Annotated in this window: 14 protein-coding genes and 1 riboswitch; of the genes, 9 read left to right on the top strand and 5 right to left on the bottom strand. The window is 64.6% G+C overall.

Annotated elements, in window-relative coordinates; translation table 11 throughout:
• Positions 1-514: 514 nt before the first annotated feature.
• The 4 genes from ATB98_RS27480 (at position 515) to ATB98_RS30310 (ending at position 4,183) form a co-directional block, all read left to right on the top strand.
• Positions 515-2,341: an adenylate cyclase gene (locus ATB98_RS27480; protein ID WP_066879800.1), complete on the top strand. Its 1,827-nt coding sequence runs from the start codon at positions 515-517 to the stop codon at positions 2,339-2,341.
• 24 nt (positions 2,342-2,365) lie between these two features.
• Positions 2,366-2,590, top strand: coding sequence for a hypothetical protein (locus tag ATB98_RS27475; protein WP_066879797.1), 225 nt, complete (start codon positions 2,366-2,368; stop codon positions 2,588-2,590).
• Complete coding sequence (locus ATB98_RS27470; protein ID WP_066879923.1) at positions 2,577-3,779, top strand: YcaO-like family protein; 1,203 nt, start codon at positions 2,577-2,579, stop codon at positions 3,777-3,779. Before ATB98_RS27475 ends, ATB98_RS27470 begins: the two co-directional genes overlap by 14 nt.
• Before the next feature lie 188 nt (positions 3,780-3,967).
• Entirely contained in the window at positions 3,968-4,183 is a 216-nt protein-coding gene (locus tag ATB98_RS30310) for a hypothetical protein (protein ID WP_066879794.1), read from the top strand.
• A 163-nt stretch (positions 4,184-4,346) separates the two neighbouring features.
• Here the strand turns inward: ATB98_RS30310 and ATB98_RS27460 are convergent, their stop codons facing one another.
• Positions 4,347-5,141, bottom strand: coding sequence for a DUF1194 domain-containing protein (locus ATB98_RS27460; RefSeq protein WP_066879920.1), 795 nt, complete (start codon positions 5,139-5,141; stop codon positions 4,347-4,349).
• Between the two features lie 260 nt (positions 5,142-5,401).
• Between ATB98_RS27460 and ATB98_RS27455 the strand changes: the two genes are divergently transcribed.
• Positions 5,402-6,697: a glucoamylase family protein gene (locus ATB98_RS27455; RefSeq protein WP_066879791.1), complete on the top strand. Its 1,296-nt coding sequence runs from the start codon at positions 5,402-5,404 to the stop codon at positions 6,695-6,697.
• Positions 6,698-6,719: 22 nt separating this feature from the next.
• Positions 6,720-7,556: a (2Fe-2S)-binding protein gene (locus tag ATB98_RS27450; RefSeq protein ID WP_234782031.1), complete on the top strand. Its 837-nt coding sequence runs from the start codon at positions 6,720-6,722 to the stop codon at positions 7,554-7,556.
• 142 nt (positions 7,557-7,698) lie between these two features.
• Here ATB98_RS27450 and ATB98_RS27445 read toward each other — a convergent pair whose 3' ends face one another.
• Both ATB98_RS27445 and ATB98_RS27440 read right to left on the bottom strand, forming a co-directional pair.
• Positions 7,699-8,487 (bottom strand): CbtA family protein, encoded by a 789-nt coding sequence (locus ATB98_RS27445; protein WP_066879785.1) that lies wholly within the window; start codon positions 8,485-8,487, stop codon positions 7,699-7,701.
• A gap of 208 nt (positions 8,488-8,695) precedes the next feature.
• A complete protein-coding gene (locus tag ATB98_RS27440) occupies positions 8,696-8,872 on the bottom strand; it encodes a CbtB domain-containing protein (RefSeq protein ID WP_066879782.1) in 177 nt (58 codons plus the stop codon).
• A gap of 41 nt (positions 8,873-8,913) precedes the next feature.
• A riboswitch (cobalamin riboswitch) is annotated at positions 8,914-9,223 on the bottom strand.
• Positions 9,224-9,437: 214 nt separating this feature from the next.
• Here ATB98_RS27440 and ATB98_RS27435 point away from each other — a divergent pair.
• Positions 9,438-9,914 carry an anthrone oxygenase family protein gene (locus ATB98_RS27435; RefSeq protein ID WP_066879779.1) on the top strand — a complete coding sequence of 159 codons (477 nt, stop codon included), beginning with the start codon at positions 9,438-9,440 and terminating at the stop codon, positions 9,912-9,914.
• A 133-nt stretch (positions 9,915-10,047) separates the two neighbouring features.
• Here the strand turns inward: ATB98_RS27435 and ATB98_RS27430 are convergent, their stop codons facing one another.
• Positions 10,048-11,331: a cystathionine gamma-synthase family protein gene (locus ATB98_RS27430; RefSeq protein WP_066879776.1), complete on the bottom strand. Its 1,284-nt coding sequence runs from the start codon at positions 11,329-11,331 to the stop codon at positions 10,048-10,050.
• Between the two features lie 126 nt (positions 11,332-11,457).
• Between ATB98_RS27430 and ATB98_RS27425 the strand changes: the two genes are divergently transcribed.
• Together ATB98_RS27425 and ATB98_RS27415 are read left to right on the top strand one after the other, a co-directional pair.
• Positions 11,458-11,916, top strand: coding sequence for an Lrp/AsnC family transcriptional regulator (locus ATB98_RS27425; protein WP_066879773.1), 459 nt, complete (start codon positions 11,458-11,460; stop codon positions 11,914-11,916).
• A 710-nt stretch (positions 11,917-12,626) separates the two neighbouring features.
• Positions 12,627-14,306 carry an alpha/beta hydrolase gene (locus ATB98_RS27415; RefSeq protein WP_066879767.1) on the top strand — a complete coding sequence of 560 codons (1,680 nt, stop codon included), beginning with the start codon at positions 12,627-12,629 and terminating at the stop codon, positions 14,304-14,306.
• Positions 14,307-14,456: 150 nt separating this feature from the next.
• On the opposite strand, the gene ATB98_RS27410 is transcribed toward ATB98_RS27415, so the two are convergent.
• On the bottom strand, positions 14,457-15,308 hold the full coding sequence (locus ATB98_RS27410; RefSeq protein ID WP_066879764.1) for a LysR family transcriptional regulator: 852 nt from the start codon (positions 15,306-15,308) through the stop codon (positions 14,457-14,459).

Genomic DNA, 15,308 nt, shown 5'->3' with positions numbered 1-15,308 from the left:
CTTCGGCCGCGCTGCAAACAGCTTCGGGCGGGCGTGGGGACACGCCCGCCCGTTTTGCTTCGATCTCGTTTGAGCGACTGATTTTCGCCTGCGGCGCCTCGGCCGAAAGTGACGGCGCGAGAGCACAAGGGCCTGCCGGGCGCTCGCGGCCATGAAAACACGAAAGCGCGCTTGTTTGGGCCAAGCGCGCTCCGGGCGAACGATCTTTAAAGGGGTACCGGCATTCCCGATCGAACACAGCGAATATAGCATAGGAGCGGCATCCGGACAACGAGGCGGGCGGCCCGCGGGAGGGCCGCGCGTCAACCTCGCGGGGCACGCCTCAAGGAGTTCTGCACCGGGAGTTGCCTCGCTGGGGCTTTTCGAGCATGGTTGATGCGGGGGTTTGTCATCGGGCATGCAAGGTCGTTCGACATCGTCCTGAGAGGGCAGGAGAGGGAAGTGTACGAGAAGTCGCTGTTTCCATCGTCGGCCGGCGGTGGTCGTTTCAACGACCCGGCCGGCTGAGGCGTCCGTGAACGGGTCCGGTTATCGCCTGCAGACCTTCGGCGAACTGCGGCTGGTCGATGCCGGCGGCGCGGCTGTCGCTTGTCCGGAGCGGGGCCTGCTGATTCTCGCCTATCTGTGCGCATCGGAGCAGAGGGCGGCCTCCCGCGAGAGGCTCGCGACGCTCCTCTGGCCGGATCGCGAAAAGAGCGTTGCCTTCAACAATCTGCGGTCGACGCTCTGGCGCATGCGGCATCTCGCAACGGATGCCGGGCCGCTCATCACGGCAACGGAAAGCGAGGTGGCGCTGGGGGCGATAGCCTGCGACGTCAAGGCTTTCGAGGGCCTCGAAGGCTCCGAGGCGGCGTTCAGCACCGCGCTCTCGCTGTGGCGAGACACGTTCCTGGCGTCCGTGGAGCTACCGGCCGGTCGATATGCGGCCTGGGTCGACGAGAAACGACGCACCTTTACCGACCTGCTGCGTGCCGCGCTCATTCAAACGGAACAACGATCCGACGACCGGTCGACGCTGCGGGCGGCCTGTATGCACCTCCTCGAACTCGATCCGGCCGATACGGCCATCCGCGAAATCCTGTCACGGGTCAACAGCGGGCCGTTGCTTCCTGCCAGCGGCCCATCGCCCAAGGTCTGGCTGCGAGCAAGCGCTCCTGGCGGGGCGATGGCGGCGGAGGGTGACGCGGTTTTCGCGATGCCGATGCCGCGCGTCGCGCTGCTGCCACCGGTGGCTTTCGGCAGCGAACCGATGGTCCATGCGGTCAGCGTGGCGTTGATCGAGGACATCACCATCGGTCTCTGCGCCCTGCGCTCGATGTCGGTCGTGGCTCCGTATACGGCCGAGCGCATCCGCGAAGCGGCGGACAAGGCCGCCATCCTGGAAAGGCACGGCGTCACCTACGCGCTCGACTGCCGCATGTCGGATCAAGGGCTTTTCACGCAGCTCATCTTCCTGCCCTCGGACGAAATCGTGTGGGCGGAGCGCTTCCCGATCTCGCCCCAGGGCCTACTGCAGCAGCGTCGGGAGATCGCCTATAACGTCGCCCGAGCGGTGGCCGAGCAGGTCGAGATCGGAAAAGCGGAGCATCTCGACTATCTGGCCCATCCGGAGGCCTATTATGCCTATCTCAGCGGGCTCCGGCGCCTGTCGGGCCTCGGCCTGCCCGACGTTCGCAGGGCGCGTCGCGATTTCAAGGATGCCCTCAAGCTCAAGCCGGATTTCGCGCCGGCGCTGAGCGGCATGGCGCATACCTATGCGACCGAGTGGGTCCTGACGGCACGGGGAGACAACGATCTCCTGTCTGCGGCTGAGGATCATGCGAAACGAGCCATCGAAAGCGACGAGGCACTCCCGGATGCCCATCGGGAATTCGGCGTCGTCAAGCGCTACCAGGGGGATCTCGACGAAAGCCTCGCTGCGCTGGACCTCGCCGAACAATTGAGTCCCCACTACGCCGATGTGCTCAACAGCCATGCCGATACGCTCGTTCACGCCGGTCGGCCAGCCGAGGCGCTCGACAAGCTTGGCAAGGCCTTCTCGCTCAATCCGCTGGCGCCCGACATGTATCTGTGGATCGCCGCCGGTGCGAGCTATTTCCTCAACCAGTATGAAGACGCCATCGACTACGTGCAAAGGATGAAAGACAGGGCGCCCGGCGACAGGCTCGTTGCGGCGAGCTGGGCGATGCTCGGAGATCGCAGGAAGGCGCGCGCTTACAGGATGCGGGCTTTGAAGGCCAACCCGGCCTTCAATGTCGACAAATGGCTCGCCGTCGTTCCGATCAAGGAGCAATGGCAGAAGGACCTCTACCGCGAAGGGCTGAAAAAGGCCGGATTTTGAGCGAGAAACATGAGGGAAAAGCAGATGGCTACTGTTGTTGTGATCGGCATTGAGGGCGAACCGGGCCTGTGGCTGGCGGACCTTACGAATGGGACGGTCAAGCCGCTGGATTCGGTGACCGGCGATCTGGCAGTGGCGAACAATCTGCGTTTGCAAGGCGGTACGATCGTCAAGAGGGTCGATTTCGCAGTGGCGGTGTCGTCCGCCGACAAGGTTTTCTCGGGCGTTTTTGACGGTGACCGGCCCTAGCATCGAGGAGCGGTGCGGCGACCATACCGATCGGACATGCAGCCCGGAGGAGACTCTGGCGCGCGTATGCCCCTTGCTTGCCGCTTTCGGCGTAACGCGTGTCTCGCGGCATACCGGCCTCGACAAGGTCGGGATCCCGGTCTGGTGCGCCTATACCCCGAACGCCCGGTCGATCGTGGTTGCGCAGGGCAAGGGGCTGACGGATGCGGACGCGAAGGTTTCGGCCGTGATGGAAGCACTCGAGCGGGCCGTCGCCGGCGAGCCGACCGTGGAGACGCTTGTCGGGACAGTCCGCGACCTCAGCGCGTCGGGGCGGGCGGTGGATCCGCTGCCTGGCCTGATCGCCGCGGGTCGGGAAGACGTCGGGCCGGATGAAGAAATGGAGTGGGCTGCCGGCGTTGATCTGATATCCGGGCAGCAGGCATTCGTTCCGCTCGAGGCGGTGCGGCTCGACCGCACGCAGCCCTCGCGCTTCTGGATGTCGTCCGATGGACTGGCCTCGGGAAACAACATCCAGGAGGCGATGCTCCACGGCCTCCTGGAACGAATCGAGCGCGACGCGCATGTTCTCTGGCAGGTGACCGGTCCGCAAAACCGCTACCGCAACTGCATCGCCCCCGAGAGCTTCGAGGATGCGGCTCTGAACCGGCTTGCCGCGCGCATCGAATCGGCTGAGCTCGAACTCCGGCTCTTCGATATCACCAGCGACACGGGCGTTCCGGCTTTTCTCGCCTTGCTCGCGCCAAACGGCGTGACCCGCGGCCAGGCTCGCTATATCGAGGTGACGAGCGGTTGCGGGGCCCACATCTCCCCGGTTCGGGCCGCAATCCGGGCCGTCACCGAAGCCGCGCAGTCGCGGCTCACCTATATCAGCGGCGCGCGGGACGACGTCCATCCGGAGACCTTCGATCGACCCCTGCCGGAGACGACGCGGTGCGCCTTTCTGGCGATACCGCGCCCGGTCGCGATCGCTCGGCCATCGGTCGGCGGCGACCTGGAAACCTTGTTGCGCCACGCTCTCGAAGGCGTGCGAAGGGCAGGTGCGCAATCGGTCGTTGCCGTGCCGCTCTCCGCGCGATCCCTGCCGTTCTCGGTGGTCAAGATCGTCGTGCCCGGTTTCGAGAATCCGGAAGGGGAGAGGGCGCGCCGCTTCGGTTCGCGCGCGCTGTCAAAGGCGATTTCGTCTTGAGCGCTCCGGGTTGCAGGCGGGCGTTGTCCAATGGCGATTCCCCGTCCGCTCCCGGGGGCAGGCAGCCTTTCATCTCTGGCGAGGCCCGGTCGTTACGCCGCTTTAGCGTGTGCAACGCTTGTGCAACGCGCGCGCAAACGCGGGACTGGTTTATATTCGGCGGTAAGCGTAACGAGTGGGGGCCCCGAATGACCAAGCATGTTACGGTTTCAACCGACACCGAAACGGAACTTGCGAGCATCGCGCGGATGTTGACATACATTCGAGACAGCGCCCGCGCATTGGGCGCGCAGACGGTTGAATATTGCGTCGAAATGGCACTTCAGGCCGTCGCCGATGAATTGCGCGACCGCCAGGAACTCGCCCTCGCGGACCTGGAGAGGCGGAATCACGTGTTGCAGTAAAAAGTGCGCCCCGCCCGTGGCGCGCTGTTCGAGCATTTTGCGGTCAGGTGGAATCACCTGACTTCGCACAAATGGGGCAAAAACAAACACCCAGAGAGTATGGCACGACGAGCATAAGGGCGACGCGGCGCAGGGGCCGCTCGCCCTTAAGCTCGTCGTGCCGCTACCGGTCCAGCTCCGGATAGACCCGATCGAGAAATCCCGGTCTCAGTTTCTCGCCGATCATGCAGTCGGCCGCCGGTTGGCCGGCGGCGAGCCGAAGCGTCGGGGGAGGTGCCACGCCGCTCACTTCGAGGATCAGTTTCTGGCGGATCGCGATCGCGAAGTCCTCGGGCTCGTGCACGGGAAGCACGAAGGAGCCGGCGCCGCCGATGACGCATTCGGCATAGTATTGGTCGAGCGGCCCGGTCGAAACCGAGGGGCGGATGAGGATCGCAAGCCCATTGATGATGATGCCCTGCCCGACGGCATCGTTGCGGGCGGGAGTGACGGGCGGACCCGTATTGTTCGGGCCGTCGCCGGAAATGTCGATGACGCGCCGGGCGCCCGAGAAGGCATTGGAGTCGATCAGACTCGTGCCGAAGAGGATCGCGTTGGAGATCGAGGTGCCGCGCCGCGTTCCGACCGGCCGCGCCGCGATCTTGTCGGCGAACGCCTCGGCGTCCGCGGCATCATCGATGATTTGCCAGGTGACGACCGAATCCTCGTTCACGAGCCCTGCCCACTCGAAATAGCCGAGCGCGATGCGGCCGAGAAGGCCGCCCCTGACCGCGTTGATGAACTCCGGGTGCCTCAGCGCCTGTACGTAGCCGGAGCGCTGCACGCGCGCCTCCTCCATGTCCATGGAGCCGGACATGTCGACCGCCAGCACGAGTTCCACGTCGACATCCGCCGGCATGGCCGCCGGCTGTGCCGGGCTTCCGCTGAGGGCCAGGATCAATGCCATCGTGCTCAACATCGCATCGCCATCCATCAAAGTGCTGCAGCGACCTTACGCACCCGATCGGGCGCGCACGGCGCTGGAGGTCTCGGGACGTTCCGTCCCCGCTTCCGGCATTTGCGCTTGGCCGCAAACCGACGGCGGTTCCGGCCGATGTCATCGCATGAATGTAACACAGGATTGGAAATCGGCGACTGTCGCCATGCGGCGGCTCTACAATATTCGGTGATTGCGGCGCAGGCCGCATTCCGGTCAAGGTCGTCGACAAGAAGGCCGTCATGCCTCATCTGAGATCGAATACGGAACTCGCGCGTGTCGACCGGCTGCAACGGGCCGCGTTCGACTACTTCCTGCGCTACTCGGACCCAGGCACCGGCCTCGTCGCCGATACGTCGCGTGAGGGTTCGCCCTCGAGCATCGCCGCCACCGGCTTCGGTCTTTCCTGCTATTCGGTTGCGGTCGAGCGCGGCTGGATCGGGCGGGCGGAGGCGGCCGGCCGCGTGCTCACAACCCTGCGCTTCCTGTTCGGCAGCCGGCAGGCGAGCGATGGGCGGGCGAGCGGCTATCGCGGCTTCTACCATCACTTCCTCGACATGCGGACGGGGGAGCGCGTGTGGCGCAGCGAGCTTTCGACGATGGACAGCGCGTTGCTTCTCGCCGGGGCCTTGACCGCCGCCGCCTATTTCCACGGGCGCAGCGAGAGCGAGGCGGACATTCGAAGGCTTGCCGCGCTTCTCTATGAAAGGGCGGATTGGGCCTGGGCGCTCAATCGCGGCGACACCGTGACAATGGGATGGCGGCCGCCCGGACGCTTTCTGAAGCACCGGTGGCGCGGTTACAGCGAGGCGCTGCTGCTCTACGTGCTGGCGCTCGGCGCCCCGGCCCGCCCGATCGAAGCGGCAAACTACGAGGCGTACACCGCGGCGCATGAATGGCTGACGCTCGATGGAGCGACGCATCTCCATGCCGGTGCGCTGTTCATTCACCTCTTCCCGCATGCATGGATCGATTTCCGCGCCATTCGCGACGGGCGCATGCACGACTATTTCGAGAACACCCGGAGAGCGATCAGGCTGCAGCGGGCGCATGCGGAAGAGAACCCGCATGGTTTCGCCGGTTATAGCCGCGACCTTTGGGGCTTCAGCGCCTGTCACGCACCGAAGGGCTGGATGCGGCTCAGGGACGGTCGCTGGCAGAAGCTGCTGGGCTACGCGGCACGCGGCGCGCCCTTCGGCGCCGACGACGGCACGCTCGTCCCATGGGCTTCGCTCGCCGGCCTGCCGTTCGAGCCGGACGCCTGCCTCGGCAGCCTTTCCCACCTCATCGCACGCTATCCGGCACTCGTCGCGGAGGAACGCCTTCCCGGCGGCTTCAACCCGAGCCTGCCGGGCGAGGGCGCCGAGGGCTGGGTGGATGACCGCATCGTCGGACTTGACCAGGGCCTCGTCGTCATGATGATCGAGAACTGGAGAAGCGGCCTGATCTGGGAGCTTACGCGCGGCATCCCGGCCTTTAGCCGGGGCTTGAGCAAGGCCGGCTTCAATGGCGGTTGGCTTTCGCCGGCGGTTTCATGAAGTCTGAGGCGAGGGCAGCGACGTGCAGGAGCGACAGCAGGCGAGCGCAAAGCGGGTGGGAGAGGAGGTCGTCGAATGGCTTGCGGCTCATTTCCCGGAAGTGGCCTGTTCGCTCGGCCCGCTGCCGGCGGGCTTTCGTTCCGCGGACGCCTTCTGGGCCGAGGCATCCGCCGACATCGAGACCTGCCTTGCCTACCAGGATCGCTTCGCCGCCGGCATGGACGACAAGATCCGGGCCGCGCATCTCATCGCCTTCTACAGCCATCAGTTCAGCCTCGCCGCCGGCGCCCTCCATCTCCTTGAAGGCCGCGTCCCGGCGCTGACGGGGCTGCGGTTCGAGGGCTGTCGGCGGGCCGCCGGCGGGCGGATAGTCGAAGCCAGCCGCTTCCACTTCCTGTTCGAATTGGGAAAAGCGGGCGGCGAGGCCTCCGAGAAGAATGCGGCCGCGTTTTTTCACGATGCATTCGTCGCGCATATGAAGCCTGTGATCGCGCTGTTGAAGCGGCGCTGCGGCCTCTCATCCCGTGCGCAGTGGCGGCTTGCGGCCGACGGGCTGGCAGGCGCCTTTCTCGAAATCGGGCGACGGCGGGGAGGGGAGGAAGGCGCGATGGAACGGGCGCTCGCGATCGTCAAGCGCGACGGCTCGCCGCTCTTTTCGCCGGAATTGCGCTACGAAAAAATCGAAACGAACTGCGGCATGGAGGAGGAGGCGCTTTCCCGGACCTACCGGATGCGCGGCGGCTGCTGTCTTTTCTATCGCAGCGACGGCGGCAGCTATTGCGACACCTGCGTCCTTCTGGAGCCCGAGCTTCAGCGGGAGAGGTTGCGGGCACGTCTGCTCGCAAGTACTCATCAATAGTTTCTCTTCTCGGACTGCCCCTCATCCGCCTGCACCTTCTCCCCGTTCAGACGGGGAGAAGAAACTCGCGGCAGCGCCTCGTCCCCTCTTTCCGTGTGCGGGAGTAGGGTGAGGGGCAAAGCCGAGGAGCAGGTCGCAGGCGCTAAGCCGCCTTCAGAAACCGGTCGTTGATGAAACCGGAGGCGACGCCGAGGACGGTCCAGAAGGCGAGCGTCGTGGCGAGCGCCGCGACGGCGAACTCGGCGCCGAGGACGGCCGGCACGTTGCTGGAGATGTCGAGCGGCGCCGGCGCGCCATAGGCGTGAGGTGCCGCGAGCAGGACGAGGCCGGCCACCTTGGCGCTGATCTCGCGGCGGAGGGCCAGCAGGTAAAGGCCGCCGACCGAGAAGAGCACCGTTGCGCCCCACCAGAACTGGCGGTCGCCGAGGTCGGCGGCCGGAAAGCCCGGCAGTTCCGGCGGCAGGCCGATTGCCGGCAGCAGGTGGACGGCAAGCCAGCCGAAGGCACCCCAGAGCGCGCCGTTGCCGAGCGTGATGGGATAGCCGATCACGAGGCTGATGCCGGCAAGAAGCAGCGAGAAGCCGGCGCCCGTCACCAGATTGGCAAGGAGCGTGCCGGAGAAGCGGCTCATGCCGAACATGATGCCGCCCTCTTCGTGCTCGCCCTCATGTTCATGGGCGTAAGCCGGGGTGACCGGCGAAAGCAGCGCGAGCACGGTGCCGAAGGTCGAGATTTCGTTCAGTGATGAATGCTGGTGGTCGGTTGCGGCCGGTTGTTCGCCGCTCGGCTCACCGGGGGCGGCCGGCGCCTGGCCTTCAAACTCCTCCGCATGCAGGATCAGCGGCGTGACGCGCAGTTCCTGGGCGGCGGTCATGAAGACGCCGGCGATCAGCCCGGCCACGATGGCGGCCAGAAGTGTCTTGACGATCATTGTCGATATTCCTCAATCCGGCACGCGGCTGTCCCTCGAGAGAGAAGCCGTCCATTTTCCGGTTTCCGTATAAGCAGACCAAAAACCGGCGTCAGCCCCCGCGGGCGCGCCTGCCCCGTTTCAGGGGACGCAGGCTCACGGTGCGAACACCGGATGGCCGATCGGCTCTCGTTCGATGCGGAACGCCGCGAGCGTTCCATCGCATCGCTTAGTGGCAGGGGAAGCCGTAGGAATGGCGGGTGTCGTGCGCCGTATCATGCAGAACGGCCGAATTCGCGAGGCCTGCGCCGAAGACGAGGAAGGCGCCGATCATCAGGGCGATGAAGCCGGCGGTCAGACGATCGCTCAGGGAGAGCGGAATGCTGGAAACGGTAGACGTAGCCATGACAACCTCCGTGATGGCAATGGGATTTCCCGAGTTGGGCACTATGCCCGCATCGATTGGCAGGTTTCCTGGCTCGCGGCGTCAGGTGGCTGAAGCATTCGTTGCACCTCCGTTTGAAGGCGCCGAGCTTCCGTCATCGAGGAACTTGCCTCGCCTTCCCAGGTCGAACTGCCCTCTCGCAGTCGTCTTCCCAGTGGCTTTTTCCGGATCGCTCCGGAACGGCAAGTTCACGCCGCTCTACAGTCGCGGGGTCGGCCGTGATTGAGATGCCCAGCTTGGGTCCATCCGTCACATTCCCGTTTACTCCCGAAATGCGCTCGCATTCCGGGAACCAACCGATCGCCGATGATTAGGTGCGGGCGCCGGTGATGTCAATCGAGCGCCGCGTCGAAAATGTTGCGGTTTGCGGCATTCCGCGGCTGACCCATGGCTCTTCCTCGGGATCGATGTTTTCGGCCAAACCTTGGATGACTGTGTCGACCCGATCGGCTATCTCTTAGGTTGTGGAGCGCAGGCTTGCCCGAAATTCCGTCAAACGCCCGCAGCCGGTATCCGGAGTGTGTGAATGGTTGCCCTTGTACCTGCCCTGGCCTTTGCTGCCGTCATCGGGTCCGGCCTGATGGCGGGCCTGTTCTTTATCTTTTCCGTCTGCATCATGCAGGCGCTGTCGCGGCTGCCGCCGGAAGGGGGCATTGCGGCGATGAACGCCATCAACGACGTCATCCTGAATCCGCTGTTCCTCAGCGCCTTCATGGGCACGGCGCTTCTCAGCCTGGGCCTCATCGCGGTCGCCTTGATCTGGGGCGGGCAGGGGAGTTATCTGCTCGCGGCCGGCGGTCTCGTCTATCTCGTCGGTACGCTGGCGGTGACGATGGTTTTCAACGTGCCCCTGAACAACGCGCTCGCCGCCGCTTCCGGCCAGGCTGCCGTCGATCTCTGGCGAGAGCGTTACCTGACCGGTTGGGTCTGGTGGAATCATGTCCGCACCTTCGCCTCGACCGGCGCCCTGGCACTCTTCGTCCTCGGCTTCGCCCGGAGCTGATCGCTGGGCACTGATAAGACGCGCGGCGCTGTAATGCATGTCGCCCAAAAGCGTGCAGCGGTTTTGGGATAGCGACGAGCAAGAACTAAAGCGCGTCGCATGGAATACGATTGGATGCGACGCGCTTTAAGCATCAGACAGTGGTGAGCGCATTCGCGACATCGGCCACGAGGTCGTCCGGATGCTCGATGCCGATCGACAGGCGGATGGTGGATTCGAGCACGCCGATGCGGTGACGCACCTCGATCGGCACGCCGGAATGGGTCATCGCCGCCGGGTGGCTGGCGAGCGATTCGGTTCCGCCGAGGCTGACGGCGAGCTTGAAGATCTGCAGTTCGTTGAGGAACCGGAAGGCCGCCTCCTGGCCGCCGGTGATGTCGAAGGAGAAGGTCGAGCCGGCGCCGCTGCATTGGGCGGCGAAAACGCGGCCGACCGGCGAGGCTTCCTCGTGGAAGGGCAGATAATGGATCCGCTCGACCTTCGGATGGTCGCGCAGGAACTCGGCGACGATGCGGGCATTCTCGTTCGCCTTTTCCATGCGCACCGACAGGGTTTCCAGCGATCGGCCGATCATCCAGCAGGAATGCGGATCGAGCTGCGTGCCGATCGAGCCGCGCAGCGCCTTCACCTGCTTGATCAGCGCCTTGGAACCGAGGACGGCGCCGGCGATCAGATCGGAATGGCCGCCGACATATTTGGTCAGCGAATAGAGCGAGAGGTCTGCGCCGTGCTCGATCGGGTGCTGGAAGACCGGACCGAGAAGCGTGTTGTCGCAGGCAAAGATCGGCTTGTGCCCCTGTCGCTCGCCGACCCTGTCGGCGATGCGGCGCATCATGGCGATATCGACGAGGCTGTTGGTCGGATTGGCGGGGGTCTCGACGACGATGAAGGCGACGCGGCCCTTCTTCATGGCCTCCTCCGCCGCGGCGTTGACGGCGGCCTCGTCGATGCCGTCAGCAAAGCCGACGGCGGCAACACCGAGATTGGCAAAGGTCTTGGCGAGCAGCGTTTCGGTGCCGCCATAGAGCGGCTGCGAATGCAGGACGACATCGCCCGGACGCACGAAGGCGAGCAGCGTGGTGGCGATCGCCGCCATGCCGGAGGAAAAGAGCGCGCCCGCTTCGGCCCGCTCGTAGACGGCGAGCCGATCTTCGACGATCTCGCTGTTCGGATGGTTGAAGCGGGAATAGACGAGACCGGCGCCGACACCGGCCGGCGGCTCGCGCCGCCCGGAGACGAAATCGAAGAAGTCGCGGCCTTCCTCGGCGGAGTGGAAGACGAAGGTGGAGGTGAGGAAAACCGGCGGCTTGACGGCGCCCTCCGAAAGCTCGGGATCGTAACCATAGTTCAGCATCAGCGTTTCCGGATGCAGTTTGTGGTTGCCGATATGGGTTTTGGACGGGTGCGGCGCGGTCATGGTTTTCTCCTTGGCGCAGGCGGACTCGACTACCGGCTAAATTATATCAAACGCTTGGGCCGATCCTTGCTATTTGCGATCACTTCGGTTTGATGGAGCGCAAATATCTGGCGGAATTGAAAAGATATGGCGCAGAAAATTGCCGACGAGACCGATCGCCGCATTTTGAAAGAGCTGCTCGCCGACGCGAGGATCACCAATAACGAGCTTGCCGAGCGCGTCGGCCTCTCGCCTTCGCCCTGCCTCCGGCGCCTGCGCCGGCTGGAGGAGACCGGGGTCATCCGCGGCTACACGGCACTGGTTGATCCGGCGATCGAAGGCTGGACGATGACCGCGATCGCCACGGTGCGCCTGAGCCGCCAGCACGAGGACGAGATCGTGATGTTCGAGGAGGCGATCCGCCAATGGGACGAGGTACTCGAATGCCATCTCGTCACCGGCTCGCGCGACTATGTCTTGAAGGTGATGAGCGCCGGGCTCGATCAGTACGAGCGCTTCATCAAGGAAAAGATCGCCCGGCTCAAATGCGTCGCCTCGATCGAGACGAGCTTCGTGATGAATACGATCAAGGAGCGGAGGATCTAGCGCTTGCCGGTGAGAAGATTGTGGCTCGCGGCACCCTTCTATCGGTCACTGTCGTGCGTGGAGGCAACAACCGCCTCGTCGGACGACGGTTTCCAGACTTTGTCGCAAAAGCGAACGTCTCCAAAAGATGCTTCAACCTGCCTGAGCACTTCGTCGTCGTTGGTGGTTACTTCGTAAAACGTGCTGTCAATCGCGCGTATGATAACCCAGTCTTGATCCGGGGCTTGAGGCAGTGAACCTGTAAACTCTCCCCATATAACTTGAAGAGTATCTCGAGCCGCCTCCGTCAAAAGTTGGCCAGTTACCCTCTTATCCGATTGAGCCATCGCCTCCAAATTGGCGCCACCTGGACCAGTCGCATCGAACCACTGATAGCCTGCATCGACCGCTGACACTGTCCACAAGGCGGTCCGAGCGCGAGGAGCCAAGAGCTCCAGGAAATCTCGCAGGTCGAAGGGGAGCGCCGTCTCGGGCGGGCCATAAACTCTGACTGTCTTCATAAAGTGCTCACTTAAACCCAAGTTAGGGGTCTTAGCACAAACTTTGTCAACAGACCCTAATGCGTCGCCATTAAGGGGCAAAGGTGTGCGGCCGTCACTTACCTTCGGGTTGCGCCGATTGACTGTTCGGAAGCGGAAGGCGACATTGCCGCCAACGCGCCGCTCGCCTCGGGCGACAAGGCGACAACGCCCGCAGAGTGGAGGCCCGCGATGGAACACCTTCAACAGACGGACCTGTCGAGGCCGACGCGGCTCCATCTGCCAAGCGTCCTGCGCTCCTTTTCGACGAGCGGGTTGCTTGTCGGCGTGATCTTTTTCGCGGTCTCCTTGACGCCAAGCCTGATCCCACGTCCCCATCTGGTGCAGGCGGTGATCTCCGGTGCCTCGCTGGCCGCCGGCTACGCCATCGGCGTGTTCCTGCGCTGGCTCTGGTCGTTTTTCGAGTTGCCGGAGCCGACGTCCCGGCGGGCGCGCACGCTGAAGATCGCCGCGGCCATCGTCTGCATGGCGGCCGCGGCCGTCTTCCTCTGGCAGGCTGCGGGCTGGCAGAATACCGTGCGCCGCGTCATGGGCCTTGAACCGATCGAGAGCGCCGAGCCGTTTATGCTCGGCCTCATCGCAGCCCTGCTCTTCGTCGCGATCGTCTTCCTGGCGCGGCTTTTCCGGTTGACGTTCCGCGTTTTTTCTCGATGGCTGCAATATGTCCTGACCCGACCGATCGCCAACGCGCTTGGAGGGCTGATGGCCCTTGCGCTTTTCTGGTCCGTTGCGAACGGCGTCATCTTCAAGTTGGCGCTTCGTGCGGCAGACAGTTCCTTCCAGCAACTCGATGCGCTTGTCGACCCTGAAATCGCGCCGCCCGCCGATCCCGCTAAAACCGGCAGCGAGGCCTCGCTCGTGCGCTGGGACGAGCTCGGGCGGCAGGGACGGCAGTTTATCGCCTCGGGGCCGACGGGCGCCGAGATCGGCGCCTTTTTCGGCGGCACGGCACCCGACCCCGTGCGGGTCTATGTCGGCCTGAACTCGGCCGAGACCGCACGGGAAAGGGCTAAGCTCGCGCTCGAGGAATTGAAACGCGCCGGCGGCTTCGAGCGGAACGCGCTCATCGTCGTCGTGCCGACCGGAACCGGGTGGATCGATCCGGCGGCGCTCGACACGCTCGAATATCTGCTCAAGGGCGACGTGGCGAGCGTCGCGGTGCAGTATTCCTATCTCACGAGCTGGTTGTCGCTGCTCGTCGAACCGGGCTACGGTGCCGACGCGGCGAACGCGCTCTTCGACGAGGTTTATCGATACTGGACGACGCTGCCGAGGGACCGGCGTCCGAAGCTCTATCTGCATGGACTGAGCCTCGGCGCGATGAATTCGCAAGGTTCGGTCGATCCCTTCGATGTCATCAGCGATCCCTTCCAGGGGGCGCTCTGGAGCGGGCCGCCGTTCCAGAGCGGACTTTGGCGTTCGATTACGGCCGACCGGGTGCCCGGTTCGCCCGCATGGCTGCCGCGCTATCGCGACAGTTCCGTCATCCGCTTCACCAACCAGATGAATGCACTCGATATCCCGGGTGCCCGCTGGGGGGCGATGCGGATCGTTTATCTGCAATATGCGAGCGACCCGGTGACCTTCTTTGATCCGCGTGCCTTCTACCGTGAGCCGGACTGGATGAAGGCGCCGCGCGGGCCGGACGTCTCACCGGCTTTCCGCTGGTTCCCGGTCGTCACGGGCCTGCAACTGCTTGCGGACATGGCGCTGGCGACGACCTCGCCGATCGGCTACGGCCATGTCTACGCACCGGAGCACTATATCGACGCATGGATGGCGGTCGTCGATCCGCCCGGGGTGACGGCCCGGGATGTCGTGCGGCTGAAGGAAAAATTCAAGGCGCGGTGAGGGCGTCCCGTTTCCTTGAGCGCCCCTCATCCGCCTGCCGGCACCTTCTCCCCGCAAGCGGGGCGAAGGGGCATGCCGCGCCCCCCAGTCCCCTCTGGGGAGAGGGTTAGTCCTCGGGTTAAACCCGAGGAGAGGGGCCATTTGCTGCCTTTACGCGGCGACGAGGAGCCCCTCCATGGCGCCGATGATCTTGCGGTGCTGGTGGGCGTGGCGGGTGCGAAGACTCGTCGCAGCATAGATCGCCTGCGGAATGACCGGCGCGTCGTCGACAATAGCCGCGATGCCGTCGTGGGAAAGCCGCTCTGCGGTGGCTCTCGTCACATAGGCCGCGCCGCCGAGCGCGCGCAGGAAACCGGCGATCGCCATGTTCTGTCCGGCGGCAAGCGAAGCGACCGAGAGATGCGGCAGGGCGAGCCGATGGGCGCGGTCGAAGGCCGGCGAATAGCTGGCGCGGATATAGGTGTCGGGTCGCACGCCGGCCATTTCACTCGCCTCGGTGCTGACCAGTACGTAATGCAACTCGCCGATCCGTTCATAGTGAAGGTCGGGCAGGTAGTGTGGGGTGTAGAGAATGGCGAGATCGAGTTCCCCGGCGGCGAGATCGCGGTTCATCTGGCCGGAATAGTCCGCTTCCATATAGATCTCCGTCGTTGGCAGTTCCCGGCGGATGGCGGCGACCCAGCGGCCGGCAAGGGCCTCGGCCAGGTCGTGCTGGATGCCGAGCCGCATGGAGCGCTCCAGGGCACCGGCGCTCGCCACCGCGCGCGTCGCCTCATGCCATTGATTTTGCAGAGCCTTTGCATAGTCGAGAAAGCGCAAACCCGCGGCCGTCGGAACGGTGCCGCCCTTGTTGCGGGTGAAGAGCTTGCGGCTGAACTGCGCCTCGAGTGCCTTGACGCGATGGGAGACTGTCGACTGCGTGACGTTCAGTCGCTCGGCGGTGCGGTTGAAGCTCCGCGTCTCCATAAGGTCCAGAAAGGTCTCGATCAGGTCCACCTGCAT

This window comes from Sinorhizobium saheli (genome assembly GCF_001651875.1).
Classification (GTDB): Bacteria; Pseudomonadota; Alphaproteobacteria; order Rhizobiales; family Rhizobiaceae; genus Sinorhizobium; species Sinorhizobium saheli.
Note: the sequence above shows the minus strand (reverse complement) of the source record. Positions and strands in the feature narration are given on the sequence as shown.

Coding starts and splice junctions, on each gene's coding strand:
- ATB98_RS27425 (WP_066879773.1), top strand. CDS start 11,458: ATGGCGCAGAAAATTGCCGACGAGACCGATCGCCGCATTTTGAAAGAG.
- ATB98_RS27430 (WP_066879776.1), bottom strand. CDS start 11,331: ATGACCGCGCCGCACCCGTCCAAAACCCATATCGGCAACCACAAACTG.
- ATB98_RS27460 (WP_066879920.1), bottom strand. CDS start 5,141: ATGTTGAGCACGATGGCATTGATCCTGGCCCTCAGCGGAAGCCCGGCA.
- ATB98_RS30310 (WP_066879794.1), top strand. CDS start 3,968: ATGACCAAGCATGTTACGGTTTCAACCGACACCGAAACGGAACTTGCG.
- ATB98_RS27475 (WP_066879797.1), top strand. CDS start 2,366: ATGGCTACTGTTGTTGTGATCGGCATTGAGGGCGAACCGGGCCTGTGG.
- ATB98_RS27445 (WP_066879785.1), bottom strand. CDS start 8,487: ATGATCGTCAAGACACTTCTGGCCGCCATCGTGGCCGGGCTGATCGCC.
- ATB98_RS27415 (WP_066879767.1), top strand. CDS start 12,627: ATGGAACACCTTCAACAGACGGACCTGTCGAGGCCGACGCGGCTCCAT.
- ATB98_RS27435 (WP_066879779.1), top strand. CDS start 9,438: ATGGTTGCCCTTGTACCTGCCCTGGCCTTTGCTGCCGTCATCGGGTCC.
- ATB98_RS27440 (WP_066879782.1), bottom strand. CDS start 8,872: ATGGCTACGTCTACCGTTTCCAGCATTCCGCTCTCCCTGAGCGATCGT.
- ATB98_RS27410 (WP_066879764.1), bottom strand. CDS start 15,308: ATGCAGGTGGACCTGATCGAGACCTTTCTGGACCTTATGGAGACGCGG.
- ATB98_RS27455 (WP_066879791.1), top strand. CDS start 5,402: ATGCCTCATCTGAGATCGAATACGGAACTCGCGCGTGTCGACCGGCTG.